23 protein-coding genes are annotated in these 26,765 nt (G+C 60.0%); 19 read left to right on the top strand and 4 right to left on the bottom strand.

Going from position 1 to position 26,765, the window contains the following annotated elements:
- The first annotated feature begins 18 nt into the window (after nt 1-18).
- The 8 genes from C2U31_RS04035 to clsB all read left to right on the top strand — a co-directional run bounded on the left by C2U31_RS04035 (nt 19) and on the right by clsB (nt 9,893).
- Complete coding sequence (locus C2U31_RS04035; RefSeq protein WP_103271672.1) at nt 19-1,950, top strand: StlD/DarB family beta-ketosynthase; 1,932 nt, start codon at nt 19-21, stop codon at nt 1,948-1,950.
- The gene (locus C2U31_RS04030; protein WP_103271671.1) at nt 1,947-2,843 is read left to right on the top strand and encodes a hypothetical protein; all 897 of its coding nucleotides are present in this window, start codon (nt 1,947-1,949) and stop codon (nt 2,841-2,843) included. The genes C2U31_RS04035 and C2U31_RS04030 overlap by 4 nt, the downstream gene beginning before the upstream one ends.
- 214 nt (nt 2,844-3,057) lie before the next feature.
- A complete protein-coding gene (locus tag C2U31_RS04025) occupies nt 3,058-4,341 on the top strand; it encodes a putative Na+/H+ antiporter (protein WP_103271670.1) in 1,284 nt (427 codons plus the stop codon).
- A gap of 340 nt (nt 4,342-4,681) precedes the next feature.
- The gene (locus C2U31_RS04020) at nt 4,682-4,987 is read left to right on the top strand and encodes an FmdB family zinc ribbon protein (protein WP_103271669.1); all 306 of its coding nucleotides are present in this window, start codon (nt 4,682-4,684) and stop codon (nt 4,985-4,987) included.
- A gap of 15 nt (nt 4,988-5,002) precedes the next feature.
- On the top strand, nt 5,003-5,650 hold the full coding sequence (locus C2U31_RS04015) for a DUF502 domain-containing protein (protein WP_103271668.1): 648 nt from the start codon (nt 5,003-5,005) through the stop codon (nt 5,648-5,650).
- A 41-nt stretch (nt 5,651-5,691) separates the two neighbouring features.
- Nucleotides 5,692-7,476 carry an aspartate--tRNA ligase gene (gene aspS / locus C2U31_RS04010; protein ID WP_103271667.1) on the top strand — a complete coding sequence of 595 codons (1,785 nt, stop codon included), beginning with the start codon at nt 5,692-5,694 and terminating at the stop codon, nt 7,474-7,476.
- Nucleotides 7,477-7,821: 345 nt separating this feature from the next.
- A complete protein-coding gene (locus C2U31_RS04005; protein ID WP_103271666.1) occupies nt 7,822-8,685 on the top strand; it encodes an endonuclease/exonuclease/phosphatase family protein in 864 nt (287 codons plus the stop codon).
- Entirely contained in the window at nt 8,682-9,893 is a 1,212-nt protein-coding gene (gene clsB, locus C2U31_RS04000; protein WP_103271665.1) for a cardiolipin synthase ClsB, read from the top strand. The genes C2U31_RS04005 and clsB overlap by 4 nt, the downstream gene beginning before the upstream one ends.
- Before the next feature lie 28 nt (nt 9,894-9,921).
- On the opposite strand, the gene C2U31_RS03995 is transcribed toward clsB, so the two are convergent.
- The 3 genes from C2U31_RS03995 to C2U31_RS03985 are packed head-to-tail and all read right to left on the bottom strand — an operon-like array spanning nt 9,922 to nt 12,892.
- Nucleotides 9,922-10,800, bottom strand: a complete 879-nt coding sequence (locus C2U31_RS03995; RefSeq protein WP_103271664.1) for a DMT family transporter — start codon at nt 10,798-10,800, stop codon at nt 9,922-9,924.
- Between the two features lie 13 nt (nt 10,801-10,813).
- On the bottom strand, nt 10,814-12,265 hold the full coding sequence (locus tag C2U31_RS03990; protein ID WP_369869734.1) for an MFS transporter: 1,452 nt from the start codon (nt 12,263-12,265) through the stop codon (nt 10,814-10,816).
- A 57-nt stretch (nt 12,266-12,322) separates the two neighbouring features.
- On the bottom strand, nt 12,323-12,892 hold the full coding sequence (locus C2U31_RS03985) for a carbon monoxide dehydrogenase subunit G (protein ID WP_103271662.1): 570 nt from the start codon (nt 12,890-12,892) through the stop codon (nt 12,323-12,325).
- A 464-nt stretch (nt 12,893-13,356) separates the two neighbouring features.
- On the opposite strand from C2U31_RS03985, the gene C2U31_RS03980 reads away from it, so the two are divergent.
- From C2U31_RS03980 to galE, 10 genes are all read left to right on the top strand, one after another.
- The gene (locus C2U31_RS03980; RefSeq protein ID WP_103276247.1) at nt 13,357-14,484 is read left to right on the top strand and encodes a glycosyltransferase; all 1,128 of its coding nucleotides are present in this window, start codon (nt 13,357-13,359) and stop codon (nt 14,482-14,484) included.
- Nucleotides 14,427-15,593: a hypothetical protein gene (locus C2U31_RS30445; RefSeq protein WP_158658308.1), complete on the top strand. Its 1,167-nt coding sequence runs from the start codon at nt 14,427-14,429 to the stop codon at nt 15,591-15,593. Before C2U31_RS03980 ends, C2U31_RS30445 begins: the two co-directional genes overlap by 58 nt.
- Nucleotides 15,560-16,381, top strand: coding sequence for a glycosyltransferase family 2 protein (locus C2U31_RS03975; protein WP_158658307.1), 822 nt, complete (start codon nt 15,560-15,562; stop codon nt 16,379-16,381). Before C2U31_RS30445 ends, C2U31_RS03975 begins: the two co-directional genes overlap by 34 nt.
- Before the next feature lie 74 nt (nt 16,382-16,455).
- Nucleotides 16,456-17,214 (top strand): ABC transporter permease, encoded by a 759-nt coding sequence (locus tag C2U31_RS03970; RefSeq protein ID WP_233772635.1) that lies wholly within the window; start codon nt 16,456-16,458, stop codon nt 17,212-17,214.
- Nucleotides 17,204-18,514 carry an ABC transporter ATP-binding protein gene (locus tag C2U31_RS03965; protein ID WP_103271660.1) on the top strand — a complete coding sequence of 437 codons (1,311 nt, stop codon included), beginning with the start codon at nt 17,204-17,206 and terminating at the stop codon, nt 18,512-18,514. The genes C2U31_RS03970 and C2U31_RS03965 overlap by 11 nt, the downstream gene beginning before the upstream one ends.
- A complete protein-coding gene (locus C2U31_RS03960; protein ID WP_103271659.1) occupies nt 18,511-19,458 on the top strand; it encodes a trans-aconitate 2-methyltransferase in 948 nt (315 codons plus the stop codon). The genes C2U31_RS03965 and C2U31_RS03960 overlap by 4 nt, the downstream gene beginning before the upstream one ends.
- Nucleotides 19,459-19,474: 16 nt before the next feature.
- Nucleotides 19,475-20,662, top strand: coding sequence for a hypothetical protein (locus C2U31_RS03955; protein ID WP_103271658.1), 1,188 nt, complete (start codon nt 19,475-19,477; stop codon nt 20,660-20,662).
- Between the two features lie 3 nt (nt 20,663-20,665).
- Nucleotides 20,666-21,844, top strand: coding sequence for a UDP-galactopyranose mutase (gene glf / locus C2U31_RS03950; RefSeq protein ID WP_199770949.1), 1,179 nt, complete (start codon nt 20,666-20,668; stop codon nt 21,842-21,844).
- A complete protein-coding gene (locus C2U31_RS03945; protein WP_103271656.1) occupies nt 21,841-22,929 on the top strand; it encodes a glycosyltransferase family 2 protein in 1,089 nt (362 codons plus the stop codon). The genes glf and C2U31_RS03945 overlap by 4 nt, the downstream gene beginning before the upstream one ends.
- A 33-nt stretch (nt 22,930-22,962) precedes the next feature.
- Nucleotides 22,963-24,003, top strand: a complete 1,041-nt coding sequence (gene galE / locus C2U31_RS03940) for a UDP-glucose 4-epimerase GalE (RefSeq protein ID WP_103271655.1) — start codon at nt 22,963-22,965, stop codon at nt 24,001-24,003.
- A 65-nt stretch (nt 24,004-24,068) separates the two neighbouring features.
- On the opposite strand, the gene wecB is transcribed toward galE, so the two are convergent.
- Nucleotides 24,069-25,190: a non-hydrolyzing UDP-N-acetylglucosamine 2-epimerase gene (wecB, locus tag C2U31_RS03935; RefSeq protein ID WP_103271654.1), complete on the bottom strand. Its 1,122-nt coding sequence runs from the start codon at nt 25,188-25,190 to the stop codon at nt 24,069-24,071.
- A gap of 210 nt (nt 25,191-25,400) precedes the next feature.
- On the opposite strand from wecB, the gene C2U31_RS03930 reads away from it, so the two are divergent.
- Complete coding sequence (locus C2U31_RS03930) at nt 25,401-26,747, top strand: hypothetical protein (protein ID WP_103271653.1); 1,347 nt, start codon at nt 25,401-25,403, stop codon at nt 26,745-26,747.
- Nucleotides 26,748-26,765: the final 18 nt, after the last annotated feature.

Genomic DNA, 26,765 nt, shown 5'->3' with positions numbered 1-26,765 from the left:
ACATCACCAGAGGTCGTCATGCCCATCGCGTTTCATCGTGTCTACCTGGAAAGCGCCGGCTATTTCATGCCGGGCGAGCCCGTGTCCAATGACGATATGGACCGCTACATCGCGCCGCTGAACCGCATCTCGGGGCGCATCAAGCAGCGCATCCTGGCCGAGAACGGCATCAAGCAGCGCCATTACGCGATCGGCCCGGAAGGCGAAACCGTGTTCAGCAACGCGCAGCTCGCCGCCAACGCCATCCGCGACTGCCTTCGGCGCAACGAATCCGAGCTGGCCGATGTGTCGATGCTGGCCAGTGGCTCGTCGGGCGGCGATGCGCTGATGCCGGGCTTCGCCAACATGATCCAGGGCGAGATGGCCGCGCATCCGATGGAAACCCTGTCTGTGCATGGCATCTGCGCCGCCGGCGTGTCGGCCATCCAGGCGGCCGCGCAGGGCGTGGAACTGGGTGGGCACGCCAGCGCCCTGGCCGTGGCCAGCGAGCTGCCCTCGCGCCTGTTCAAGCGTTCGCGCTTCGCCGCGCGCGACTATGATGCCGATTTCGATGCGCACTTCCTGCGCTGGATGCTGTCCGACGGCGCCGGCGCGCTGCTGCTGGGCAACTCCGGCCGCGCGCTGCCGGGCATCTCGCGCGGCGTGCGCCTGCGGCTCAAGTGGGTGCACCAGCGCTCGTTCTCGGGCGACTATCCGGTCTGCATGCAGCTGGGCCTGTCGGCCGACCGCCAGCGCGGGCACCTGGACTACCCGTCCTGGACCGACGCCGAGGCCGACGGCGCGCTGTCGCTGCGCCAGGATATCCGGCTGCTGCCGCACCTGTTCGACATCGGCATCCACGAATACGCCAAGCTGGTGCGCGATGGCTGGGTAGATCCGGACCAGATTGACCATTTCCTGTGCCATTACTCGTCCGAGAAATTCATTCCGGTGGTGGCCGACCTGCTGGACAAGGCCGGTCTGGCCATTCCGCGCGAGCGCTGGTTCAGCAATCTGGCGTGGCGCGGCAACACCGGCGCGGCGTCCATTCTCATCATGCTGGCCGAGTTCCTGGAAACGCGCGAGATCAAGCCGGGCGAGCAGCTGCTGTGCTACATCCCCGAGTCGGGTCGCTTCATGACCGCGTACATGCTGTTCGAGGCCGAGGCCGTGCATGAACAGCCCGCGCGGGCCGTCGCGTCCGCGAGCCCGGCGGCCGCGCAGCCGCACGACGCGCACAGCGCCGACGCCGACGCCATCGCCCCGCCGCACGATCCGGACAGCGCGCCGCAGGGCCTGGGCCAGCTGCTGACCGAACTGGCCTCGATCTGGCACGACTACCGCTCGCGCGTCTGGCGCACGCCGGTGGTGCGGCGCCTGCGCGAGCGCCGTTTCCAGACCGCCGACTACCTGACCTGGATGGAAAGCTGGATTCCGCAGGTGCGCGAGGGCAGCAAGTGGATGCGCGAGGGCGCGGCCTCGCTGAGCGAGGCCTACCAGCCGCTGGCGGCGCTGATCGACGTGCATGCGGGCGAGGAACAGAATGACTTCAAGATCCTGTTCCAGGACTATCGCAACGCGGGCGGTCCGGTGGACGACATCGACGCCCTGCGCCGCAATCCGGGCGGCGAGGCGCTCAACGCCTATCTGCACAGCCTGGCCGCCACGCGCGACCCCATCGGCCTGCTCGGCGCGATCTACATCATCGAGGGCACCGGCCAGCGCATCGTGCCGGCCCTGCTGCCGCTGCTCAAGGCCAGCCTGCCGCTGCCGCCGGACGCCTTCCGCTTCCTGGAATACCATGGCCAGAACGACGAGCACCACCTGGCGCGCTGGCTGGCGGCGGTGGAGCTGGCGCTGGATTGCGACGAGGACGGCCGCGCCGAGCGGCGCATCGTGGACACCGCGCGCCGCACCGCCGCGCTCTACCTGATGCAGTTCCATCACGTGATGGAGGACGAGGCGCAATGAAGCAAGAACCCGAGTTCCTGGCCAAGGCGCACGATCCTCTGGATCCCAGCCCCTGGCTGGCCCTGTACCTGGATCGCAGCACGCCCTTGCCGGACAAGGTCAAGAAAGCCTGGCTGACGGATTCGAGCAGCAGTTCGCGCCAGTACCTGCTGCCCTTCCTGCGGCCGCTGGCGCGCGCCTTCATCGTGCTGATACAGGTGGTCAAGACCTTCGTGCCGAGGCGCTGGTCGCATTCGAAGCTGCTGCATCGCATCCTGGCCTGGGGCCTGAAGCGCTTCGTCTCGCCCGAGGCCAACTGGCTGATCCTGCGGCACTTCCACCTGGGCGCGCAGATCCTGGCCTTCATCGCCGCCAATTCGCCGGTGCCGGTCAGCACCACGCCGCTGGAGCCGCGCGAGATCGACGACCTGAAGGATGAACTGTTCGTCAAGCACGACCTGAACCTGTTCAACTTCGTCATCCGGCTCAACACCGCGCTGCGCGAGGCGGGCGTGGAGATGCATGCGCCCGAGCGGGTCGACTTCTCCATGATCCGCGATCCCGGGTTGCTGCTGGACGACATGCCGCAGTCGCGGCTGAATTTCCTGGACCTGCAAAGCGCCATCGAGCTGTTCACGCCGCTGTACCAGCTCATGCTCACCGACAACGACTTCTGGCGCGCGGCCAATTCGCTGCAGCTGGACGAGACCATCGGCATCTACGCGGCCAAGCTGCTGGGCGCGCCACAGCACCTGATCCTGGTGAACAACAGCCATCCGCTGGTGCCGATGTCGACGCTGCGCGCCGGCTACCGGCTGGTGCTGCACGGCCTGTCCACCGAGATGCTGCACAGCCTGCTGATGGAGATGAAGGCGGCGCAGGAAGGCGGCGATCCGCCCGCGCCGATCGCCTGAGCGACGATGGCGCCGGTCGGACGTCCTGTCTGGCCCGAGCGCCTGCCTTGCCCTGGCGGGTGGTGATGGCGTCGCGCACGGCCGGCAGGCGCGCGCGTCTTAGTAGTGACCCGGTGTCGCGGGGACGGGGGCCTACGTTATATTGCGGCCCTTGCCCTGCGTGCCTTCAGGCGGGCAGGGCGCAGTCATCGTCCCTGATCACGGAAGCCCAGCCATGCCCCAGCCCATCGAAGTCATCGCCACCCTGTTGTTCGCGGTGGCGGTCCTTCATACGTTCTCGGTGCCGTTCTTCGCGCGGCTGGCGCACAAAGGCGGGCCGCACGCGGGCTTCTGGCATCTGTTCGCCGAGGTCGAGGCGGTGTTCGGCGTGTGGGCTTTCGCGCTTATCGTCGCCATGGCGGCGCTGTCCGGGCCGTCCACGGCCATCGAGTACATGGACACGCGCAATTTCACCGAGCCGTTGTTCGTGTTCGTCATCATGGTGGTGGCGGCCAGCCGCCCGATCCTGGAACTGGTGGGACAGCTGGTGCGGCTGGCGGCGCGCGTGCTGCCGCTGCGCCGCGAGCTGGCCACGTTCTTCGTGATCATGTCGCTGGTGCCGCTGGGCGGTTCCTTCATCACCGAGCCGGCCGCCATGACGCTGGCCGCCATCCTGCTGCGCGACGCCTATTTCCGCACCAGCGGCCGGGCCGGCTTCAAGTACATGACGCTGGGCGTGCTGTTCGTCAACGTGTCGATCGGCGGGGTGCTCACGTCCTACGCCGCGCCGCCCGTGTTGATGGTGGCGACCACTTTCGGCTGGGATTCCGGCTTCATGCTGCAGCACTTCGGCTGGCGCGCCGCCGTGGCCGTGTGCCTGAACGCGGCGCTGCTGACCCTGGTCTGCCGCAAGGCGCTGCTGGGGCACAGCGTGGGCACCGGTGGCGGCGTTGACGCGCCTGAAGGCGCGGACCGGCGTCCGCCGGTGCCGGTCGTGGTCATGCTGGTGCACCTGGCGTTCCTGGTCGCCGTGGTGCTCACCGCGCACCATCCCGCGATCTTCCTGGGCCTGCTGATGATGTTCATCGGCTTCACGGAAGCGTACAAGCGCTACCAGAGCCGCCTGATGATCAAGGAAGGGCTGATGGTCGGCTTCTTCCTGGCCGGGCTGGTGGTGCTGGGCGGCCTGCAGAAATGGTGGCTGCAGGACCTGCTGGGCGGCCTGCAGCCCTTCGTGCTGTTCTGGGGCGCGACCGCGCTGACGGCCATCACGGACAATGCGGCCCTGACCTACCTGGGATCGCTGGTCGAGGGCACCAGCGAGGCCTGGCGTTACATGCTGGTGGCGGGCGCCGTCACCGGCGGCGGCCTGACCGTGATCGCCAACGCGCCGAATCCGGCCGGCTTCGCCATCCTGAAGAACCATTTCCCGGACGGCAGCATCTCGTCAGGCCGGCTGTTCCTGTCGGCCCTGGGGCCGACGCTGGTGGCGGCGCTGATGTTCCTGCTGCCCGTCTAGGCGGTCCGGCGGGCGGCGCGGGACCGGCCCCAACCGGCCTGGGAACCGTCGGGAAAGCCGGCCGGCGGCTCGCGGGAAGCGGCGTGGGGCGCCCCGGGCGAGTCCGGGCGCGGCGTCCTGGGGGACCCGCCGCCCGGGCCGTCTCCGGTTGTTCATGAAAAACCGCTAAAATTCAAGACTTTCCCGTATTTTTTTGGTCTTGCCTTCAGCGCGCGGCATCCGCCGCCGCGTTCGTGGCCGGGCCATGGCCAGACCGCCGGGCCGTCTGCCCGTCGTGATTTGGCGAACGGTCTTTTGGAACGGTCTTTTGATACGCCGGGTTCGCGCCCGGGAGCACGAAATGCCCATTTACGCTTATAAGTGCAGCGCCTGCGGCCATGCCAAGGATGTGCTGCAGAAGATCTCCGACGCGCCGCTCACGGTTTGCCCCGAGTGCGGCCAGAGTGCCTTTTCCAAGCAGGTGACCGCGGCTGGCTTCCAGCTCAAGGGCTCCGGCTGGTATGTCACGGATTTCCGCGGCAACGGCAGCGGCGGCGCGTCCACGTCGGCCCCGTCCGAGAGCGCCGCTCCCGCGGCCGCGCCGGCCACGCCCGCGGCGCCGGCGGCCCCGGCCACTCCCGCCGCCACCGGGTCCGCGGCTTCCTAGAGCCACGCGATGCGAATGCGCGTCATCAAGAAGTACTTCATCACCGGCCTGCTGATCTGGGTTCCCCTGGTCATCACGGTGTGGGTGCTGGGTCTGCTGGTCGCCACCCTGGAAGGGTTCGTGCCCGGCTTCCTGTCGTCCGAATCGCTGTTCGGCGTCGACATCCCCGGCTTCCGCTTCGTCCTGGTCGTGGCGGTGGTGCTGCTGACGGGCATTTTCGCCGCCAACCTGATCGGCCGCACGATGGTCGACCAGTGGGAGGCCCTGCTGGGCCGCATCCCGTTGGTGCGCTCCATCTACAACTCGGTCAAGCAGGTCAGCGACACGGTGCTGGCGCCCAACGGTCAGGCGTTCCGCCGCGCCGTGCTGGTGCAGTATCCGCGCGCCGGCGCCTGGACCATCGCCTTCGTCACCGGCACGCCCGGCGGCGAGGTGGCGGAACAGCTGCCCGGCGAGCACATCAGCGTCTACGTGCCGACCACGCCCAACCCGACCTCGGGCTTTTTCCTCATGGTGCCGCGCACCGAGGCGATCGACCTGCAGATGAGCGTGGACGCGGCCCTGAAGTACATCGTTTCCATGGGCGTGGTCGCCCCGGCCGCGGCGATGCCTGCCGCCGACCGGCCCGCCCCGCCCGTACCGGCGCCCCACGCCGATTCGTAACCCTTTACGCTACTACCAAGCACACAACGGAGTCATCCCGCATGCGTACCTGCTATACCGGCCAGGTTTGCCGTGACCATCTCGGCCAGACCGTCACCCTGTTCGGCTGGGTGAACCGCCGCCGCGACCACGGCGGGGTCATCTTCATCGACCTGCGCGATCGCGCGGGCCTGGCCCAGATCGTGTTCGATCCGGACAACGCCGCCTTCGCCACCGCCGAGCGCCTGCGCAACGAATTCTGCATCCGCGTCACCGGCCTGGTGCGCGAGCGTCCGGCCGGCACGGCCAACGCCGAACTGGCCTCGGGCGAGATCGAAGTGCTGTGCAAGGAAGTCGAGATCCTGAACGCGTCGGTCACGCCGCCGTTCCAGCTCGATGACGACAATCTGTCCGAGACCACCCGCCTGACGCACCGCGTGCTGGACCTGCGCCGCCCGCAGATGCAGCGCAACCTGATGCTGCGCTACCGCGTGTCGATCGAAGTGCGCAAGTTCCTGGATCAGCTGGGCTTCATCGACATCGAAACCCCGATGCTGACCAAGAGCACGCCCGAAGGCGCGCGCGACTACCTGGTGCCCTCGCGCGTGAACGCCGGCCACTTCTTCGCGCTGCCGCAGTCGCCGCAGCTGTTCAAGCAGATGCTGATGGTGTCGGGCTTCGACCGCTACTACCAGATCACCAAGTGCTTCCGCGACGAAGACCTGCGCGCCGACCGTCAGCCGGAATTCACCCAGATCGATTGCGAAACCTCGTTCCTGAGCGAACTCGAGATCCGCGAGATCTTCGAGAACATGATCCGCCACGTGTTCAAGGTGGTGCAGGACGTGGACCTGCCGTCGCCGTTCCCGATCATGACCTGGACCGAAGCCATGCGCCGCTACGGCTCGGACAAGCCGGACCTGCGCGTGAACCTGGAATTCACCGACATGACCGACGTCATGCGCGACGTGGACTTCAAGGTCTTCGCCGCCGCCGCCACGGCGCCGGGCAGCCGCGTGGTCGCCCTGCGCGTGCCGGGCGGGGCCGAGATGTCGCGCAGCGAGATCGACGCCTACACGCAGTTCGTCGGTATCTACGGCGCCAAGGGCCTGGCCTACATCAAGGTCAACGAAGTGGCCAAGGGCCGCGACGGCCTGCAATCGCCCATCGTCAAGAACCTGCATGACGCCGCGCTGGCCGAGCTGATCAAGCGCACCGGCGCCCAGGACGGCGACATCATCTTCTTCGGCGCGGACCGCGAGAAGGTCGTGAACGACGCCATCGGCGCGCTGCGCGTGAAGATCGGCCACAGCGAATTCGGCAAGAAGACCGGCCTGGCGACCGCCGGCTGGAAGCCGCTGTGGGTGGTCGACTTCCCGATGTTCGAATACGACGAGGAAGACGGCCGCTACACCGCCGCCCACCACCCCTTCACCAGCCCCAAGGACGGCCACGAGGACTTCCTCGAATCCGATCCGAGCAAGGCCTTCGCCAAGGCCTACGACATGGTGCTGAACGGCTGGGAAATCGGCGGCGGCTCGGTCCGTATCCACCGCGAGGAAGTGCAGAGCAAGGTGTTCCGCGCGCTGAAGATCGGCGCCGAGGAAGCCCGCGAGAAGTTCGGCTTCCTGCTGGACGCGCTGCAATACGGCGCGCCGCCCCATGGCGGCATCGCCTTCGGCCTGGACCGCATCGTCACCATGATGACCGGCGCCGAGTCGATCCGCGACGTGATCGCCTTCCCGAAGACCCAGCGCGCGCAGTGTCTGCTGACGCAGGCGCCGTCGGAGGTCGACGAGAAGCAGCTGCGCGAGCTGCACATCCGGCTGCGCAATGTAGAGAAGTGACCCACCCCCGAAGCGCTGCGCGCTTCCCCCTCAAGGGGGCGCGGCTACGGACCGGCGGAGCCGGATCCGTGCCGCTGCGCTTGTGGGGCGCTGGTGGCTTGCGGGGAGGGTGCCTCGATTTTCTGGTGCCTTCTTTTCAATAGCCGCTACTGGTTATTCGCAGTTTCAGAGACCGCCCCGGACTTGTCCGGGGCGTTTCTGTTTCTGGCTGCGTCGGGGGCGGTAAACGGCAACTGAAATGCGGTAATCTGGCAAGCGCCGCCGGGTGTGGCGGCGTCGGGTCGGGGTGCGCTTGCGGGCGTCCGGGCCGGCGGGTTCCATGTCTTGTAAGGCGCCATCGCTTCCATGTCGCTCATCCGTGTCGTCAGCTACAACATCCATAAAGGCCGCTCGGCGCTGGGCCGGCGCGACTCCCTGAACGAGCTGCGCCTGGGCCTGTACGGGCTGCGTCCCGACCTGGTCTTCCTGCAGGAAGTGCAGGGGCGCAACGAAAACAGGTCGCTGCTGGATGCGCAGCATGAATCGCTGGCCGCGGCGCTGCGGCTGGACGTAGCCTACGGGCGCAACGCCATCCGCCACCAGACCGACCATGGCAACGCGCTGTTGTCGCGCTTTCCGATCGTCGAGCACGAGAACCAGGACATCTCCGACCACCGCCTCGAACAGCGCGGCCTGCTGCATGCCCGCATCGAGCTGGACGGGCGCGCCGTGCATTGCTTCGTGGTCCACCTGGGCCTGTTCGCCGGCAGCCGCAGTCGCCAGATCCTGGCGCTGACCGAGCGCATCCGTCGCCTGGTGCCCGAGGGCGACCCCATCCTCGTCGCCGGCGATTTCAATGACTGGGGCGACCGGCTGGCGCCGCTGTTCGTGCAGCAGCTCGGCCTGTACGAAGTGTTCTCGCACGCGCCGCGCAGCCATGGCGGCGAGCTGCCGCGACTGCGCGACTCGGTCAAGCGCCTGACCAACGCGCTGCGCGGCGTGCCCAACGGCATTTCGGTCATGGAGCGCACCAACCAGCTCGGCATGGACGGCAGCTCGCGCCTGCTGCTGCCGCCGCCGCGCACCTTTCCCGCCGTGTTCCCCTGGTTCCGGCTGGACCGCATCTACCAGCGCGGCTTCGCCGTGCGCAGCGCGCGCGTGCTGCGCGGCCGGGAATGGGCCCGGCTGTCCGATCATTCCCCGCTGCTGGCCGAGCTGGAACTGCCGTGAAGCGCGAGCCGGTCAGGCTGGACTGGACGGATGGCAACGACATCCGGCTGTTGCAGAACGGCGCGGACTTCTTCCCGTCCCTGTGCGCCGCCATCGATGCCGCCACGGTCAGCGTGCACCTGGAAACCTATATCTTCATGCTGGACCGCAGCGGCGAGATGGTGCTGCGGTGCCTGGCCGAAGCCGCGCTTCGCGGCGTCAAGGTGCGGGTGGTGCTGGACGGTTTCGGCAGCGCCGCCACCGCCGACGAGGTCCGAGTCAGGCTCACCAACGCCGGCGCCCAATGCCGCATCTTCCGGCCCGAGCCGCGCTGGTTCGCCAAGCTGATCCCGTCGCGCAGCCGCCTGCGGCGCCTGCATCGCAAGGTCAGCGTGATCGACGGGCAGATCGCCTATGTGGGCGGCATCAACATCGTCGACGATTACGATGACCTGGACCCCACTGACGGCCTGACCGCGCCGCGCTTCGACTTCGCTGTCCAGGTGCGCGGGCCGGTGGTCACCGACGCCGCCTACGCCCAGGATCTGCTTTGGGTGCGGCTGAACTGGGCGCGCCTGCGGCGCCATCCGCGCGACTGGAACCGCATGCGGCTGGCCAAGCCGCATCATGTCGCTGTGGCGCCTTGCGGCCAGATGCGCGCCGCGCTGGTGTTGCGCGACAACCTGCGCTTTCGCCAGACCTTCGAGCGCGCCTATCTGCTGGGCATTACCGAGGCGCGGCGCGACATCCTTATCGCCAACGCCTATTTCTTTCCCGGCGTGCAATTCCGCCGCGCCCTGGCCAGGGCGGCGGCGCGCGGCGTGCGCGTGCGGTTGCTGCTGCAGGGCAAGGTCGAATACCGCATGCAGTACCACGCCACGCGTTCGCTGTACGACCAGCTGCTGCGCGACGGCATCGAGATCTACGAATACATGCCCGGCTACCTGCATGCCAAGGTGGCCGTTATCGACAACGTGGCCACCGTGGGCTCGTCCAACCTGGATCCCTTCAGCCTGCTGCTGGCGCGCGAAGCGAACGTGGTGATCGACGACCAGCCCTTCGCCTGGGACTTGCAGGAACGGCTGGAGACGGCCATCCGCGAGGGCGGCCGCTTCATCCGGCCGCTGGACTATCAACGGCGCGGGCTGCTGCGGCGTTGGGTGGACGCGGCGTCGTATGTACTGCTGCGGATTGGCGTGGCGCTGACGGGAACCTCGGACAAGTACTGAGCCTTTTTCCGTCGCAGCGCTGTGCGTGCTACGCGGGCTTGCGCCGCGCGCCGATCAGTCCCAGCGCCAGCGCCGTGCCCACCAGGATCACGCCGGCACCCGCCAGGATGGGGCCGGTGATCGTCTCGTTCAGGAACCATGCGCCCCACATCACGCCGAAGATCGGCACCAGGAAGGTGACGCTGACCGCGCGGGTGGGGCCGACGTTGGCGATCAGCCGGAAGAACACGATATAGGCCGCGCCGGTACAGACCACGGCCAGCAGCGTGGTGGCGCCCCAGGCCATGGCCGAGACCGGCGCCTGCGGCCAGGTCATCACGGCGGCCGGCAGCAGCACCAGCGAGGCGGCGACCATGCTGCCGGTGGCGTTGGTCAGCGCGTCCACGCCGGTCAGAAAGCGTTTGGTCCAGTTGGCCGCGATGCCGTAGAACACGGGCGCGGATACGGCCGCCAGCACGGCCGGGCCGGTGCCGCCGGAGGTGAAGCTGAGCTTGTCCCAGACCAGCACCACGATGCCCAGCAGCGCGATCAGCAGGCCCAGCGAGCGCGACCAGGCCAGCTTGTCCTTGAGCCAGAGCCAGCCGATCACGGCGCCCCAGACGGGCGTCACCGCGTTGGACACCGACAGGAAGCCCGCGCCCAGCGATTGCGCCGAATAGGCATACAGGACGAAGGGCAGGGCGGCGTTGAGCGTGCCCACCACCAGGATGGCTTTCCAGTGCCGCGCCATCAGCGGCAGCCTGCCGCGCCAGATCGCGGCCGGCAGCAGGAACAGCGCGGCCAGTCCGACGCGTAGCTCGATCAGCGGCACCGGCCCGAATTCGGGCACGGCGATGCGCATGAACAGGAACGAGCCGCCCCATACGGCGGCCAGGACCAGCAGGTCCAGCAGATCGCGACGACGCATGTGCAGTCCAGTCTCAGGAGGGTTTCCGGGCAGAAGCCAGGTTCTTCATCTTCACCCGGTGCGCGAGCACCGCGCAGGTCAGGGACAGGACAATACACAAGCCCAAGCCAGTCCGCACTCCGTTTAGTACGGAACTATGCGAAATCAGGATACCCACCAGCGCCGTGCCCAGCGCGCTGCCGATCGCGCGCGTGGTCTGGACCAGGGCCGAGGCCACGCCCACGTCGCGTCGCTCGCAGAGCATCTGCATGAACAGGGTCAGATTGGGCAGCAGGAAGCCCAGCGCGCAGCCGTTCACGAAGAAGGCCGACAGAATCCACAAGGCCGAGGTGCCGGGCGAGATCAGCAGCACCATCAAGGTGCCGGCCGCCAGCAGACAGGCGCCGAAGACCATCAGGCGCTGGGGTTCGGTCTGGCGGTGGAACAGCCGGCCGTTGATGATGCTGCCTACCGAGATGGCCGCCACCAGAGGCGTGAGCAGCAGCCCGGCCTGGCTGGGCGTATAGCCCAGGACCTGCTGCAGCAGCAGCGGGCTGTAGAAGATCAGCACGAACATCACCGCGCCCACGGTCATTGCCGCCAGATTCAGCAGTTGCGGTTCGCGGCCCGCCAGTACGCGCAGCGGGAAGATCGGCGAAGCCACGCGCCGTTCGATCGGAACCAGCAGGGCGATGGCGGCGGCGCCCGCCACGGCCAGGCCCAGCGCCAGGCCGGGGTGGGCGTGATCGCCGCTGGCAAAGCCCAGCTCCAGCGCCGCCAGCGGCGCGCCCACCGCCACGACCAGCAGCAGGGCGCCCAGCCAGTCGATGCGGCGCTCGCCGGTGTGGACGGGTTTGATGCGGGGGAAGTAGCGCGCCAGCAGGAACAGCGCGACGGCGGCGGCGATCGGCGATATGAAAAAGGCGGCGCGCCAACCCAGCGCCTGGGTTGCCGCGCCGCCCAGAACCGGGCCGATGCCGCTGGCCATGGCGAAGGCGGCCGACACCAGCGCCATCCAGCGCACGCGCTGCTTGGCATCGGGGAAAAGATCGGCGGGCGCGGCGAAGGCCGTGGCGATCATCATGCCGCCGCCGATGCCTTGCAGCGAGCGGAACAGGATCAGCTGGCCCATGCTCTGCGACAGCCCGCAGGCGATCGAGCCCAGCGCGATGATGAGCACCGACACCAGCATCAGCGGCTTGCGCCCGAACATGTCGCCCAGGCGGCCGAAGATCATGATGGAGGCGGCGGTGGCGAGCAGGTAGCCGGTGCCGACCCAGGCGTACAGCGCCATGCCGTTCAGCGCCTCGGCCACGCGCGGCAGGGTGGTGCTGATGATGGTGGAATCGAAGGCGGCCAGCACGACAGTGGCCGAAACGCCGGCCATGGCCATCAGCAGGTCGCGGCGCGATGGCGGCGGGGTGGCGGGCTGAGCAGGGGGAGGCGGGTCTGGCTGGGGCTGCGGCGTAGGCGGGGGCGTGCTCATTTAGTTAGCATATCACCGCCGAATGGCCGCAGCCGTCCCGGTTGGCCAGGCTGTCCACTACTTGTAGAGGGTGTGGTAACTCAGGAACACGGCGATCACCACCAGCACCAGCGCCCAGGACCAGCGGGAGTTGGACAGGCCGCGAGGCTCGGGCTCGGGCGGCGGGGGCGGCGGCGCCAGCCGCGGCTGGCCGGCCATGTAATCGATGAACGCGGCGAAGAAGCGCTCGATGATCTTTTCGCCCGCCTTCAGGATCAGACTCTCGCCGCATTCGGCTAGCTTGCCGCCGGTCATGCCCGCCACCGTGTAGGCCACGCGGGTGCCCTGGTCCTTGGTGCTGAGGTTGACCTGGGCGGTGCCGATGGCCAGGCAAGCCGCCCGGCCCTTGCCCTCGAACACCAGGGTGCAACTGTTGGGGGGATCGACGTCCGACAGCAGGATCTCGCCGTCGTAGTCGGTGTCGATGCCGGCGACCTTGGCACGCAGGGTGACGGCGTACTCGGTGGGGGAGCGCTGCGTGACGTTGACGCATCCGGGGATGCATCGCTGCAGCACGGCAGGATCGGTCAAGGCGTCCCAGGTCTGGTGCTGGGTTGACGGGATCCATTGGGCATCGGCGATACGCATGGTTGTCTCCTTGAAGAACTGCTATGACGTATTCTTGCGCCGAATGCGACGTTTGGCTACTCCTCCATGCTTGCCCATGGTTTTTTCACGGTACGCCGTCTGCATGCAGGGCCAAAATAGTATTAATCGGTAATGATATTTATTCTTATTTATGGAAGGAAATTGTTGCACCCAAGGATTGCGTGCAGCGCCGTAACAACGCCTGAGGGCGTGAGGTGGAAAAGCCGCGCGGAAAGGGGGCGGCGGAACAAGGCCATTAAGCTACTATAGCCAGTTGATCAAAGAAGCGATTCGAGGCGATCGACTTCGGCTGGATAGGAATGGTCGCCCTCAACGTTGGTGTTCATCGTTCCCCGAAAGTGGGTACCGGTGTGGGCAGCCCTGACCTGGATGTGGCGAAGCGCTAGCTGCCGCTGGAAAGGGTTTACGCATAAAATCGCGCCACTTTATTGCTGGTGTACTCCATGCTTTATGTTTTAGTCGCATTCCTTATTTCGTTGATCATCACCCTTTTGCTTGTCCGGTTCAATTCGTTGCATGGCAGGTACACCGCCGATCACGATATAACCAGTGTTCAGAAATATCATGTCCGCCCTGTGCCCCGAGTTGGCGGGATGGCAATCGTTGTCGCCATGTTCGGCATATGCGTACTTGTGGCTTTTCGCGAACGTTCACAAATGGCGGATCTGCTGACGCTATTGTTGGTTGCGATGCCAGCCTTCTTGGGCGGACTTGCTGAAGATGTTACGAAGCGTGTGCGTGTTCTGGTTCGTCTTGGACTTGCCATGATATCTGGTGGCGCCGCGTACTATTTTTGCGGTGCCACGTTGACTCGTCTGGATATTATTGGCGTCGACTGGCTGCTGCAATTTGGCGCAATCTCTCTAATCTGTACCATGATTGCCATCGCGGGGGCCGCGAATGCCATCAATATCATTGATGGATATAACGGACTGGCAGCGGTAATAAGCGCAATGATCTTTGCTGGATTTTCCTATGTCTCCTATTATCTGGGAGACAGGCTGCTGTTGATTACGTCGGTGGGCATGATCGGCGCCATAGTAGGATTTCTGGTATGGAACTATCCAAGAGGCTTGATTTTTCTTGGAGATGGTGGAGCATATTTTATCGGGTTCATGATTGGTGCTGTCTCAGTATTAATGCTGGCTCGACATCCTGAAGTATCCGCGTGGTTTCCATTGTTACTATGCATATATCCAGTTTTTGAGACATTGTTCTCCATCTATCGGAAGAGATTTCTCCGAGGACAGTCGCCGGGCATGCCTGATGGCGTGCACCTGCATATGCTTATTTACAAACGCCTGGTACGCTGGGCGATTGGTTCCAGCGATGCGCGCCACAAGGTTCAGCGAAATGCGATGACGTCGCCATATCTTTGGCTGCTCACGTCATTTGCCGTCATTCCGGCGGTGTTGTTTTGGCAGAATGAATATCTGCTGATGTTTTTCGTGGCCGCATTCTCCGCAATGTACGTGATCCTATACCGAAGATTGGTGCTGTTCCGCATGCCCAAATGGCTGGTCATCAAGAAAAGGGCCAAAATAGTGCGGCGGGGGATAAAGGGAAAATGATCTTTTTCGCGCGCTCATACGTGGCCGATTTTGATGCGCGTTTGGGAAAATACTTTGATGCCCTGACGGCTGCAGGTCTTTCTTATCACTTCATTGGTTGGAACAAGGACGGCTCGGTGCGAGCCCAGGATGACAGGCATACGCTGTTTTCCATTCGAGCAAGGCTGGGCGGGGGCTGGAGAAATGCCCTCGCCTTGGTGCGTTGGAACGTGTTTCTGTTTTGTCAGTTATGGCGGGCACGAAAGAACCTGCGCATTGTGCATGCCGTTGATCTGGATTCCGCGGTTGCCAGCTGGATGTTCTGTGCAATTGCACGCAAGCGGCTGGTGTTTGACATTTACGACAAGTACACCGCAGTACGCAATATATCCGGCGTGGTCGGGAGAATTTTGGATTCACTCGAAACACGCATCGCCAAATCTGCTGACCTCACTTTGATTGTTAGTGAAGAGCGCTATGTGCAGCATGGGTTGCCTGCGGGACAGGCGAATGTGCTGGTTTTGGAGAATGTGCCCAACGCATGCGCGCATGGCCGGCCCATGCGGAAATTGAGCAGTCCCTGGATGATTGGATATTTTGGAGTGCTGGAGCCTAGAAATCGAGGCCTGGAAGACTTGCTTGAAGTGTGTGCGGGGAGATCCGACGTTGAGCTGCATGTGGCCGGATATGGGGGCTTGGAAAATATGTTTGCCGCCAGTGGCACCGAGTTTTCCAATATCCATTTTTACGGAGCCATGTCCAGCTCTGCTGGCTTGACCTTGATGGCTAGCATGGATGTAGTAGTTGGCATGTACTATTTGAGCGTCCCGAATCACTTGTATGCGTCACCTAACAAATACTATGAACATCTTATGTTGGGACGAGGTATGCTCACCACCGTTGGTACACCCCCTGGTGCGAAGGTGATGGATCTGGATACTGGTTGGGCAATTTCCGAAGGGAGTTCCGCAATCGCGGCGTGGGTGGAAGATTTGGATCAGACAAGAATTGGGCGGGCAGCGGGCAATGCGCGCAGGATATGGTGTGAAAAATACTCCTCCTATTTTTTTGATAAATATATGGGAGAGTACGTCGGGTGCATCAAGAAATTGCTCAAGGGTGTGCCTTGATGTGCCTGGAGGATGTTCCGTTGGTATCAATAGTGATGCCGGCTTATAACTCGCAGAGTTACATAAGAAGTGCGATAGATTCAGTTCTTGCGCAGACGTTCGAGGGCTGGGAGTTGTTGGTGATCGATGATTCGTCAATCGATAATACTGCCGAGTATGTGCAGGCTTATAGCGATAGGCGGATTCGGTATTTGAAGAATGCGCAAAACCTGGGCGTGGCAGAAACTCGCAATAAAGCTATTGAAATCGCGCGGGGAAAATACATCGCCTTTCTTGATAGCGATGACATCTGGCTGCCTTATAAGCTCGCAGCGCAAGTGGAATTGCTCGAACGAGGTGCGGTGATTTGTTACGGGAGCTATGCGCGGATGTCCAGTGATGGCCGTCTATTGAATAAGGTAATCGCCCCGGCATCGTTACGCTACAGCGATATGCTGAAATCCAATTCCATAGGCCATCTGACGGGTATATATCGGAAGGATAGTTTTCCCAACCTGCGCTTTGAATCCTGTGGGCATGAAGATTATGTGTTTTGGTTACGCGCAGTTAAGATTTTGGGGGAAGTGCACGCCGCCCTGCCTGATACTCCTCTGGCACACTATCGCGTGCTGAAAAATTCATTGTCATCAAACAAGTTGAGAGCAATCCGGTGGCAATGGAATGTTTACCGAAAGATCCTGAATTTTTCAGTGGCAAGAAGCACTTATTATTTTTCTTTTTATATTTTTAACGCGCTCCGAAAGCGTTATTCATTCGGGCTGGGGCGTCATGTAAAAAATGGATTGTAGATTTCGTGAGTAGCTCGCAAAAGTATTCTTCTTCGCCCGTTTCGCTATTCAAGTCACTTATCAGATATCGAGCGTTGATCGGCGATCTGGTGAAGCGGGAGGTCGTGGGCCGCTATCGGGGCTCGGCCTTCGGATTGTTGTGGTCCTTTTTCAATCCGATTTTCATGTTGCTGGTGTACACGTTTGTCTTCAGCGTCGTGTTCAAGGCTCGTTGGCCGGGAGGCACCGAATCGAAAACAGAATTCGCATTGGTCCTGTTCGCGGGTCTCATGATCTTCAATTTCTTCGCTGAGTGCATCAACCGGTCTCCGGCATTGATCCTGTCGAACGTCAACTATGTAAAGAAGGTGGTTTTCCCCTTGGAAATCCTGCCGTGCGTAGCTTTGGGCTCGGCCTTTTTTCATTTGCTTATCAGCTTGGCTGTGTGGATCGTCTTCTATTTGATCTTCTATGGCGTGCCGCACGCAACCATATTGCTTTTCCCGATTGTAGTCCTGCCCCTCATCATCCTGGTCTTGGGCGTGAGCTGGTTTTTGTCAGCGCTAGGAGTATTTCTGCGCGATGTGTCGCAATTCATAGGAATTGTCACCACCGTGTTGATGTTCATGTCGCCCATATTCTATTCGGCGACTTCATTGCCGGAACGATATAGGGATTTTCTCCATCTGAGCCCGCTGACTGTTGTCGTTGAGCAAGCCCGCAATGTTCTATTCTGGGGTGTCGGCATTGAATGGCGAGTTTGGTTCTTGTATACAACTGCTGCTTGCTTGATCGCTATCCTCGGATATGCGTGGTTTCAGCGTACCAGGAAGGGGTTTGCAGATGTCCTCTGATTCCTTGGCGATCTCGGTCAATAATCTGAGCAAATGTTTCCATCTTTACGACAAGCCGCGCGACCGGTTGCTGCAAATGTGCTCATTCGGGCGGCGACAATATTATAAGGAATTCTGGGCTCTGCGCGATCTGTCGTTCGAAGTGCGCCGCGGTGAAACCGTCGGTATCATTGGCCGAAATGGATCCGGCAAGTCCACATTGCTGCAGATGATTTGCGGCACTCTGACGCCGACGTCGGGGGATATTTGGACTAGCGGCCGCATCGCGGCGCTTCTGGAATTGGGTGCTGGTTTTAATCCGGAGTTTACCGGCCGTGAAAATGTTTACCTGAATGCGGCCATTCTGGGTTTGACGCGACGCGAGACTGATGAGCGCTTCGACAGCATTGCCGCATTCGCAGATATCGGCAGCTTCATAGATCAACCGGTAAAGGTATATTCCAGCGGGATGTATGTCCGGTTGGCGTTTGCCGTCGCCATCAATGCAACGCCGGACCTGTTGATCGTCGACGAGGCCCTTGCGGTAGGTGACGCCAGATTTCAATATAAATGCATGCGGCGTATCAAGGATATTCAGAACGCTGGTGCGGCGGTGCTGTTTGTCAGCCACGATGTGAGCTCGGTGCGGACGCTGTGCCAGCGGGCCGTCTGGTTGGACAAGGGTTCTTTGCGCATGATGGGTGAAGTGTCCAACGTCACCAGCAAATATGCGGAATTCATTTACCTGGACGAAAACGGTTCGGAGGCGTCAACAGAAAATGCGCCGCAACAGACCACGACGATGAACTCGACTCCCGACGCGACAGTCGTTGATGAGCCGATGAGCATGCATTTGGATGAAAAACCGGCCTCGCATTGGGGTACACAGACGGGATTGGTCAGCCATGCTGCCGTGCATACCGCAGTGGGTCAGCGCAAGGATGTGTTCGATTGGGGTGAGAGTCTTTGCGTCAAAATCGTATTCCAGCCTCCGAAGGGCGTGGATCTGCGCGACGTTGGTGTGGCTTTTTCCATAAAAAATGAAAAAGGAGTGGATCTGCTCGTCGCCAGTACACAGGAAAACGGCGCCATGGAGATCGACGATGTCCAGTCGCAGGTACGGATCAATTTCAGTTTTGCAAATTACCTCGCGCCAGGGAAGTACCTGTTGGTTGCTGCATTGGAAGATATAAGATCGGCGGGCGCATCCTATTTCGAATATGTTGAAGGTGCGCACTATTTTTCAGTTGTTTCTTCAAAGAAACTCATGGGAATTTTCCGGCCCGATGTTGTTATTACGCTTGATGGGGGCTCGGCATGAGTGAGATGGATATTAATAGCCACGAATATTGGAATGGTCGATTCGAGCGGGATTGGGAATCCAATTTAGGCCGGGAGCAATCGAGGTTCTTCGCCAAGGTGGCGTTGGACAACTTGCCGGTCTGGTTGACGGCTGCCGTCAAGAACGGTAATTGGTCTGTCTGTGATTGGGGGTGCGCGCAGGGTGACGGCACGGCGGTTCTCGCGGACTTCTTTGCGCGTAATCGAGTGACGGGCATCGATTTTGCCGAATCGGCGGTTGCCAAGGCGCGAGCAGCATATCCTGCGGTTCATTTTGATGCGCAGGATTGGCTCCATGGCGATGGACAGCATGAGAAATTCGATCTGGTATTCTCCTCGAATACGCTTGAACATTTTTCAGAGCCATTCAATATAATCCAGGACCTGTTCCGGCATGCAGAACACTCTGTGGTCTTGACCTTGCCGTATCGCGAATTGGATCGCATCGCCGAGCACTTCTACACCTTCTTGTCGGAGAACATCCCTTTGATGCCTCATCCCGACTGGCTGTTGGGATATGCAAAGGTGATTGACTGTTTTCCCATGGATCCGACGTATTGGTATGGCGAGCAGATAGTCCTGGTTTATGTGAAAAAGATCTGGATGGAATCAAAGGGACTGGTTCTGGCGGATTTCTTGGGAGATGACATTGCGATCTCCGTTGACGCGGCCGAAACATCCCGTCGATTGCAGGCCGCGCATGTCGAGAATGAGCGCCTGGTAGACGAGACTGCAAAGATGCAGGCTGCGCTGCATGCGAGACATGAAGAGGTGGAACTGAAGGCTGGACAGGTAGAGGCGCTGGAGCGCCAGATTGGCGCTTTGAACAGTGAATTGATCGCCATAAAAAATAGCAATACATGGCGTATGACCCGCTCGCTAAGATTCGTCTCGGAAAGCTTGAAGAGAATTTTTAGAAATTGAAGTTCCACTGAATACTATGAATAAAACCAACGGATTCGCCATATCTTGGTTCTTTGCGCCTTATATTGGATCAGCGGATATTGATTTCTATAAGCGTATCAAGAACACGAACATCGACTACCTGGTGGCGCAGGTCGCGAGGGAAATCAAGGATGATCGCCTATTGCGTTGTCCCGGGAACGCGCGTATCGAGCGCGTGGAGATCAGGGTTGATCACAAAAATCCCCGCACCGTGTCTGCGCGCGAGAAGTTCTGCAACGAAGTTTTGAGAATTTTTGAGGCCGCTGATCGAAAGTTCGATTTCATCATTTCGCATTCCAATGAGTTGATCAGCCACGAGGCTGCGGCGCGCATTCGTCAAAAATATCCAGGGATTCCATGGATTGCGTATTTTGGCGACTTGTTTGCACGCAATCCTTATATCGCCCATATGCCGGGATATCCTCTGGTCAAGGAGGATACGTTTATCGAAGAAGAGACCCTGCGTAATGCAGATATTATTCTTCTGAATAATGAATACCAGCGAGACCTGATGTTCTCTGGTGACCTGGCGAAGTACGCGAGCAAGGCGGTTGTGATTCCGCATTGTTTCGATCCGGCAATGTACGGAGTTGGCGTGCAGAATGAAAGCACCAAATTCGTATTCTCCCACTTGGGTACGCTTTACCATGTAAAGCGTACTGCGCAGCCAATCTTGCAGGCGGTTGACCGCTTGCTCGATATATATCCGGAATACAAGCAGAAATTTGAAGTCCGCTTTTATGGGGCATCGCCTTATCCGAATGACTTGAATGCACATACTGGAATGAGGAATGCCGATCATGTGCATTTTGAATCGGCGGTGTCCTATCTGGACAGCCTTGAACTCATGAGGCAATCTGATGTTTTGTTACTTGTTGATGGGATGTTCAACGAGGAAGAAGATGGCATAAAATGCAATCCGTTCTTCCCTGGCAAGCTCGCCGACTATATGGGAGCAATGAAGCCCATCGCAGCGGTGACCATGGCAGTTGGGCCGACTGCCGATATCCTTCTAAGAAGCCGAAATCTGATCGCCGACCTCCGGGTCGATCGAATTGCCTATATCTTGAAGAGATATCTGGATGGGAAGGTAACTCCGGATTTCAGCGTCTATGCTGATTATTCTATTAATACGATTGCGCCGCAGATGGAAAACGCAATCAGATCGGTTGTGAAGGAGTAGATGATGGCAGCGTATGATTTTATTATTGTGGGCGCGGGTTTCGCTGGCTCCATATTGGCCGAGCGCCTGGCCTCGGAAAACGGCAAGAAAATATTGCTGATCGAGCAACGCGATCATATTGCGGGCAACATGTATGACTATGTGGACGAACACGGCGTTGTGATTCACAAGTACGGGCCGCATCTGTTCCGGACGAATAGTCCTCGCGTATTGCACTACATCTCGCAATTTACTGGTTGGCACCCATACCAGCATCGGGTTTTGGCGAGTGTAAAGGACCAATTGGTCCCGGTGCCGTTCAACCTGACATCGCTGGAACGACTGTTGCCTGATCAGGCGGAAGAACTCAAGGCTCTGCTGGTGGCCGAATTCGGCATGGATGTGAAGGTGCCGGTTTCCGCGTTGCGCAAGCATGCAGATGAGCGTATCCGCGAATTTGGTGAGTTCGTGTTTGAGAACGTTTATCTGAACTACACGACCAAGCAATGGGGTGACAAGCCGGAGAATCTGGATTTCGAAACGATCACGGCGCGCGTGCCAGTCCATATCTCGTATGACGATCGTTATTTCCAGGAGCAGCATCAAGCGTTGCCAAAGGATGGCTACACGAAGATGTTCGAAAGAATGCTCGCCAATCCTTTGATTGAGGTGCGCCTCAGTACCAAGGCGGTGGATGTTCTGTCGTTTGAGCCGAATTCCGGGAAGATTCTCTTCATGGGCGAGCCCTACGAGGGCGGCGTGATCTATACCGGTCCCATTGACGAGCTTTTTGGCTACAAGTTCGGAGAGTTGCCTTATCGTTCGTTGCGGTTTGATTTGGAAACTCACGATGTCGAGTTCTATCAGCCTTGTGCGACTGTCAATTATCCGAATACGCAGCTCTATACTCGCATCACGGAATACAAGTACCTGATGGCCAGTGTTCCAGAGAAGACTACCATCATGAAGGAGTATCCCCAGGCGTATGATCGTCTGGTCCCGGCGCAGAGCATTCCCTACTATCCCATCCCCAAGGATAGCAATGCCGCGCTCTATGGGAAATATCTGGAACTTGCCAGGGAGTATCAACAACTGATGCTCGTCGGGCGGCTGGCTGAATACCGCTATTACGATATGAATAATATCATTGAGCGCGCGCTTGACGTGTTTGACAAAGAATTCAAGGGTGATGAGTCGAAATGAGCCCTAAAGTAAGCGTTGTCGTCCCTGTCTACAATCTGGAGTTTTACATAGACAGGTGCCTGCGTTCGCTGGAGAACCAGACTTTGCAGGATATCGAAGTGCTGGTTGTGAATGATGGCGGCACGGATGACAGTCAATTGATAATTGACGAATACGTCGCGCGCAGACCCGATATATTCAAGCCGCACATAAAGACAAATGGCGGGCATGGGGCGGCATGCAATTACGGCATTGACCGTGCGACTGGCGAGTATATTGCCATCGTGGATGGCGATGATTTCCTTGATGCGGATTCTCTGGAGTTCATGTACGAGAAGGCGCGAGTCACCGGCGCTGATTTGCTGATCGGAAACTTGCTTTATTGCTACACCGGCAGTACCGCGCCTTTCAAGCCCTTGCCGTTTGAAGGCGAGCGGGAATTGGGGCGGGAGGATCGTGATCTTTTGTACAAGAATTGGGCTACGCCTTGTGGCCGGTTGTACCATCGGTCCATCTTTGCCGACCCCGATGTGCGCCTGTTGGCGGGGGTGATCTTTGCAGATGCGAATTTCGTTCCCAAGAGCTATCTGGTGGCAAAGAAAATCTACTATGTAGACAAGGAACTATATAACTACGATATCACTCGACCCACCCAGTCGATGAAACAGACTGACAAACGTATCTTGAATATCGTTCCGGTGCTGGAGGATATGCTTGCGTTTTATCGCAAGAAGGGCGAGTTTGATCGCAACCGTACTCAGTTGATGTGGTACGTTGCCCGGCATTGCACGGCATGGGTCAGCAAGGTCAAGACGCTGCAGGGCTATAGCCGTATCCACGCGCTGCAAGAAATCTTCTCTGTTGTCGATAAGAACTTCAAGAGTGACTGGATAAAATCCGGCATCATAGAAGAGTCTTTTGGCCGAGGCGTGCAGAAGAAGATTGCGCTTGCACGGATGTTCCGCTATTGCCCGATTACATGGTTCTGGGCATTGATTCCGCGCTTGCAGAGGGTGGACAGAGGTATTGAGAAGCTGTTGGGCCTCCCCTTGCGTGCTTATCAGTTTCTGAAGCGCCGCCTGCTGCGTGGCTTTGCTGGTGCCTGATCAATCGGCAGAAAGGTATTCTGCCCTGAGAAAATGAAGAAAACGATATTTGTGACTGGCGGTGCCGGCTATATAGGTGTGCATACTTTAGTATGTCTGCTGGATGCTGGTCACAGGGTGCTGGTGCTTGATGATTTTTCAAACAGCAGTCAATTGGCATTGGCGCGCGTTGAAAAAATAACTGGCGCGGATGTTCCGTTCGTGCGCGGCGATGTTCGAGATATGGGGATCTTGAAGCGCCTTTTTGCGGAATGCGCGGAGAAGGGTGAACCCGTATCGTGCGTATTGCACTTTGCGGCGTTGAAAGCTGTCGGTGAATCCGTCAGTCATCCGCTGAGGTATTATGATGTCAACGTGACAGGGACCTTGAATCTTCTTGCCGCAATGCACACCGCTGGAATACGACAAATGGTGTTCAGTTCCTCGGCAACGGTATATCGTCCGGCTTCAGATTTGCCCTATACGGAACAGCACGCAATCGGACCGTCGAATCCTTATGGCCAAACCAAGGCGATGGTGGAGCAGATATTGCGAGATCATTGTGAAGCCAACCCTGATTTCGCCGGCATCGCCTTGCGGTATTTCAATCCGATTGGAGCCCATGGCAGCGGACAAATCGGAGATCAGCCCCTGGGGATTCCCAATAATCTTTTTCCATACATAACTCGGGCTGCAATCGGCAGCTTGCCTGTGTTGCCGGTTTTTGGGACGGATTATCCAACCGTCGATGGCAGCGGTGTGCGCGACTACATCCACGTTTCGGACCTGGCCGCTGGGCACGTCAAGGCGGTTGACTGGGCGTCTGAAAACGATGTTCGCGGTTTTCATTCCTTCAATCTGGGTACCGGCCGAGGCACGTCGGTGTTGCAGTTGATCCAGACTTTTGAGGCAACGAACGGAGTCTCCGTTCCCTTTGAGGTCCGAGGCCGTCGCAATGGAGACATCGCGGAGGCGTGGGCGGACGTATCTGCGGCGAATCGCATCCTCAAATGGAGCGCGATGCACTCGATCGAAGATATGTGTCGGGATGGCTGGAATTGGCAGCAGAAGAATCCTGACGGCTACGTAGAATAGATCTTTAGCTTTTCTCGCTCGTCCCTGAAGGACTGCCGTTCTTCAGGGATGAACCAGTCGATGTCTCAACGACGCTGCAGCAGGGTTTGCACAATGCGCTCGCTGGCTTTTCCATCACCGTATGGGTTGTGAGCGAAGCTCATCTTTTGATACTCCGCGGTATCCGACAGCAGCAGCCTGAGTTGACCTGTGATCAATGCCACGTCCGTGCCGACCAGGCGTACCGTGCCGGCCGCCACGGCCTCGGGACGCTCAGTCGTATCGCGCATTACCAGCACGGGTTTGCCGAGTGATGGCGCTTCTTCCTGGATGCCACCCGAGTCAGTCAGAATGATGTGAGCCCGCATCATCAGGTAAACAAATGGCAGGTAATCCTGTGGTTCGATCAGGTAGACGTTCTTCAGATCGCGAAGTAGACGGGTGACTGGTTCCCGCACATTGGGATTCAGGTGCACGGGATAGATGAAATCTTCGTTTGGAAATTCCGCCGCAGCGGCGGCGACACTTTCGCAGATGCGCTCAAAGCCGGCGCCGAAACTCTCACGGCGATGACCGGTGATGAGAATCACGCGGCGGTCCGTTCGCAAGTAGGGAAAGCTGGCCTCGAGTTTCTGGCGCAGCGCGAGATCGTTTTTGATATTCTCGGTGATGGTCAACAAGGCATCGATGACCGTATTGCCTGTTACCACAATGGCGCTTGCGGGTACGCCCTCGCCCAGGAGATTGGCCTTGGAAGTGTCGGTAGGGGCGAAGTGGATCTGCGCCAAGGCGCCGGTCAACTTGCGGTTGGCTTCTTCCGGCCAAGGGGAGTAGATATCACCTGTACGCAGGCCAGCCTCTACATGACCGACGGGAATCCTCTGGTAATACGCAGCCAATGATGCAGCCAGGGTCGTTGCGGTGTCGCCGTGTACCAGCACGTAGTCAGGTTGAAATTGCTGCAAGACGCCTTGCATGCCAGATAGAATTCCCGCCGTGACGGCAGTCATGTCTTGGCCCGGCTTCATGATATTCAAGTCGAAGTCAGGCTTGATGCCGAACAGCGCGAGAACCTGGTCCAGCATTTCACGATGCTGCGCTGTTACGCAGACTTTCGATTCGATTGCCGGGTTGTCGGCAAGTGCCTGAACCAGAGGCGCCATCTTGATGGCTTCGGGACGAGTGCCGAATACGGTAAGGATTTTCATTATTCAACGGGATGAACGGCGGTGCATGGGCCGCAGGCGGAAAGGCTCTCTATGGCGCTTGGCGCCCGGAGGTCCATTACGATAGCAAGAAATTCCGTAAAATTGCGCCCCTCTTGAGGCAGTTCCACTGTGCGCCGCGCTTGTAGCCGGTATTGGTGAAAGGTAGACATGCGCTTACGGCAAGTAGGGATTGGACGGAGTGCTGCTGTCTTGCTCGTGATTGTGGCTTTCCTGGCCATAGCGATGGTGTTTCGTCCAGAACCCGTTTCCGATTTCCTGTATTACTGGATGATCGCGCAAGCGCCTGATCTGTACCACAAGGGTGGTGTGGTGGGTTGGCTGTTCGCTCCAATGAGGGCAGCCGGCATTGCGCCGTACGCCGCGGCGGCATTGCTCAACATATGTTGCGCGGTCCTGGCAGTCTTCGCCATATTGCCTTCAGGCAGGTGGCCGGGCAATCGCATGACGTCGCTCTCGGGTGCGGGCGTGGTGATACTGGCCATTCTTGCCGCCACCCCTGCGGCAGCGCTGGTGGCTACCGATTTGATGGCGTTGAGCGCGTTTGTGATCGGGATGCGTCTGCTCACATGCCAGGGCCCGTCGTCGCGTCGCTGGCTGACGGCCACGGGAGCGCTATTGTCGCTAGCCTTGAGTGCATCGTGGCGCCCGATCTATGCGCCGGTGATGATCGTTTCCGGTGTCGCACTGATGTTGATCCAACACGGAATGTGTGCCTCAGAGGAGACAAGCCGCTTGAAAGGGCACCGGTTTTCAGCAGGCCTCGCGGGGGTGCTGATCGTGCTTGGCGGGCTCCTTGTGGCCAACTTGCTAGAGCGCAGCCTGTTGAATCATTCCCGCACCAGTCAATATGCTCCCGGCGTGGTGCGCGCAGTGGTCGCCATTGGCCATGATATGGGGGATGGCAAGGAGACTTGCGGCCGGTGGTCGGAAAGCCGCGCGCGTTTTGGCCTGGATCGCAGGGCAGAGCCTTTGGTGCCGTTCATATTGGACCGGCAGAGGGAAGTCGGTTGGAAGAATCTGCCTGGGCTGTATGCATGCAAGATTTCCCGCTTGCTGGGCTTCCGAGATTGGTTTGCTTCTTGGTTGGAGGGGTCCCAGCGCTACCGCCAAGATCGGATCTTGGCGGACAGCATGGGGGTGGATGTGTCGGAGGTGGACGCGGCGGCGCAGCAAAGCCATGTTGCCAGAACCGACGAGATGCGGCTCGCCTATGAGGCGCGAGCCCGCATGCTTGTCAATGCCTCTCATTGGATCGGGGGCATGTTGCAAATCATGATTGTGCTGTTTCTTGCCGCGTCGACGATGGCGCTAGCGCGTGCCAGGTCGCTTCGATTTGATTTGTGCGTGCTTGGCGTTTCTCTTGTTCCGGCCATGGCGTTGATCGTTTTGCACGGCGTATTCTTCGAGGTGCAGGCGCGCTACGCCTTTCCTGTCTGGGTGCTTCCCCCTGTTTTCATGACGTTGATCGGTAAGGCAACGGACAGCGGCTTTCTCGCCGCAACGGCTGGCCGGCCTCCGGTGCCGGATGTGGTGTAAATTCGCGAACTACCCGTT

Origin of the sequence: Achromobacter sp. AONIH1 (assembly GCF_002902905.1) — a bacterium.
Lineage (GTDB): Bacteria > Pseudomonadota > Gammaproteobacteria > Burkholderiales > Burkholderiaceae_B > Achromobacter.
The sequence above is the reverse complement of the archived record's forward strand: the minus strand, read 5'-3'. Positions and strand labels throughout refer to the sequence as shown.

Coding starts and splice junctions, on each gene's coding strand:
- C2U31_RS30445 (WP_158658308.1), top strand. CDS start 14,427: ATGGCTGGTCATCAAGAAAAGGGCCAAAATAGTGCGGCGGGGGATAAA.
- C2U31_RS04020 (WP_103271669.1), top strand. CDS start 4,682: ATGCCCATTTACGCTTATAAGTGCAGCGCCTGCGGCCATGCCAAGGAT.
- C2U31_RS03990 (WP_369869734.1), bottom strand. CDS start 12,265: ATGAGCACGCCCCCGCCTACGCCGCAGCCCCAGCCAGACCCGCCTCCC.
- glf (WP_199770949.1), top strand. CDS start 20,666: ATGGCAGCGTATGATTTTATTATTGTGGGCGCGGGTTTCGCTGGCTCC.
- C2U31_RS04035 (WP_103271672.1), top strand. CDS start 19: ATGCCCATCGCGTTTCATCGTGTCTACCTGGAAAGCGCCGGCTATTTC.
- galE (WP_103271655.1), top strand. CDS start 22,963: ATGAAGAAAACGATATTTGTGACTGGCGGTGCCGGCTATATAGGTGTG.
- C2U31_RS03960 (WP_103271659.1), top strand. CDS start 18,511: ATGAGTGAGATGGATATTAATAGCCACGAATATTGGAATGGTCGATTC.
- C2U31_RS03995 (WP_103271664.1), bottom strand. CDS start 10,800: ATGCGTCGTCGCGATCTGCTGGACCTGCTGGTCCTGGCCGCCGTATGG.
- C2U31_RS03985 (WP_103271662.1), bottom strand. CDS start 12,892: ATGCGTATCGCCGATGCCCAATGGATCCCGTCAACCCAGCACCAGACC.
- aspS (WP_103271667.1), top strand. CDS start 5,692: ATGCGTACCTGCTATACCGGCCAGGTTTGCCGTGACCATCTCGGCCAG.
- wecB (WP_103271654.1), bottom strand. CDS start 25,190: ATGAAAATCCTTACCGTATTCGGCACTCGTCCCGAAGCCATCAAGATG.
- C2U31_RS04025 (WP_103271670.1), top strand. CDS start 3,058: ATGCCCCAGCCCATCGAAGTCATCGCCACCCTGTTGTTCGCGGTGGCG.
- C2U31_RS03945 (WP_103271656.1), top strand. CDS start 21,841: ATGAGCCCTAAAGTAAGCGTTGTCGTCCCTGTCTACAATCTGGAGTTT.
- C2U31_RS04030 (WP_103271671.1), top strand. CDS start 1,947: ATGAAGCAAGAACCCGAGTTCCTGGCCAAGGCGCACGATCCTCTGGAT.
- C2U31_RS04015 (WP_103271668.1), top strand. CDS start 5,003: ATGCGCGTCATCAAGAAGTACTTCATCACCGGCCTGCTGATCTGGGTT.
- C2U31_RS03980 (WP_103276247.1), top strand. CDS start 13,357: ATGCTTTATGTTTTAGTCGCATTCCTTATTTCGTTGATCATCACCCTT.
- C2U31_RS04005 (WP_103271666.1), top strand. CDS start 7,822: ATGTCGCTCATCCGTGTCGTCAGCTACAACATCCATAAAGGCCGCTCG.
- C2U31_RS03955 (WP_103271658.1), top strand. CDS start 19,475: ATGAATAAAACCAACGGATTCGCCATATCTTGGTTCTTTGCGCCTTAT.
- C2U31_RS03965 (WP_103271660.1), top strand. CDS start 17,204: ATGTCCTCTGATTCCTTGGCGATCTCGGTCAATAATCTGAGCAAATGT.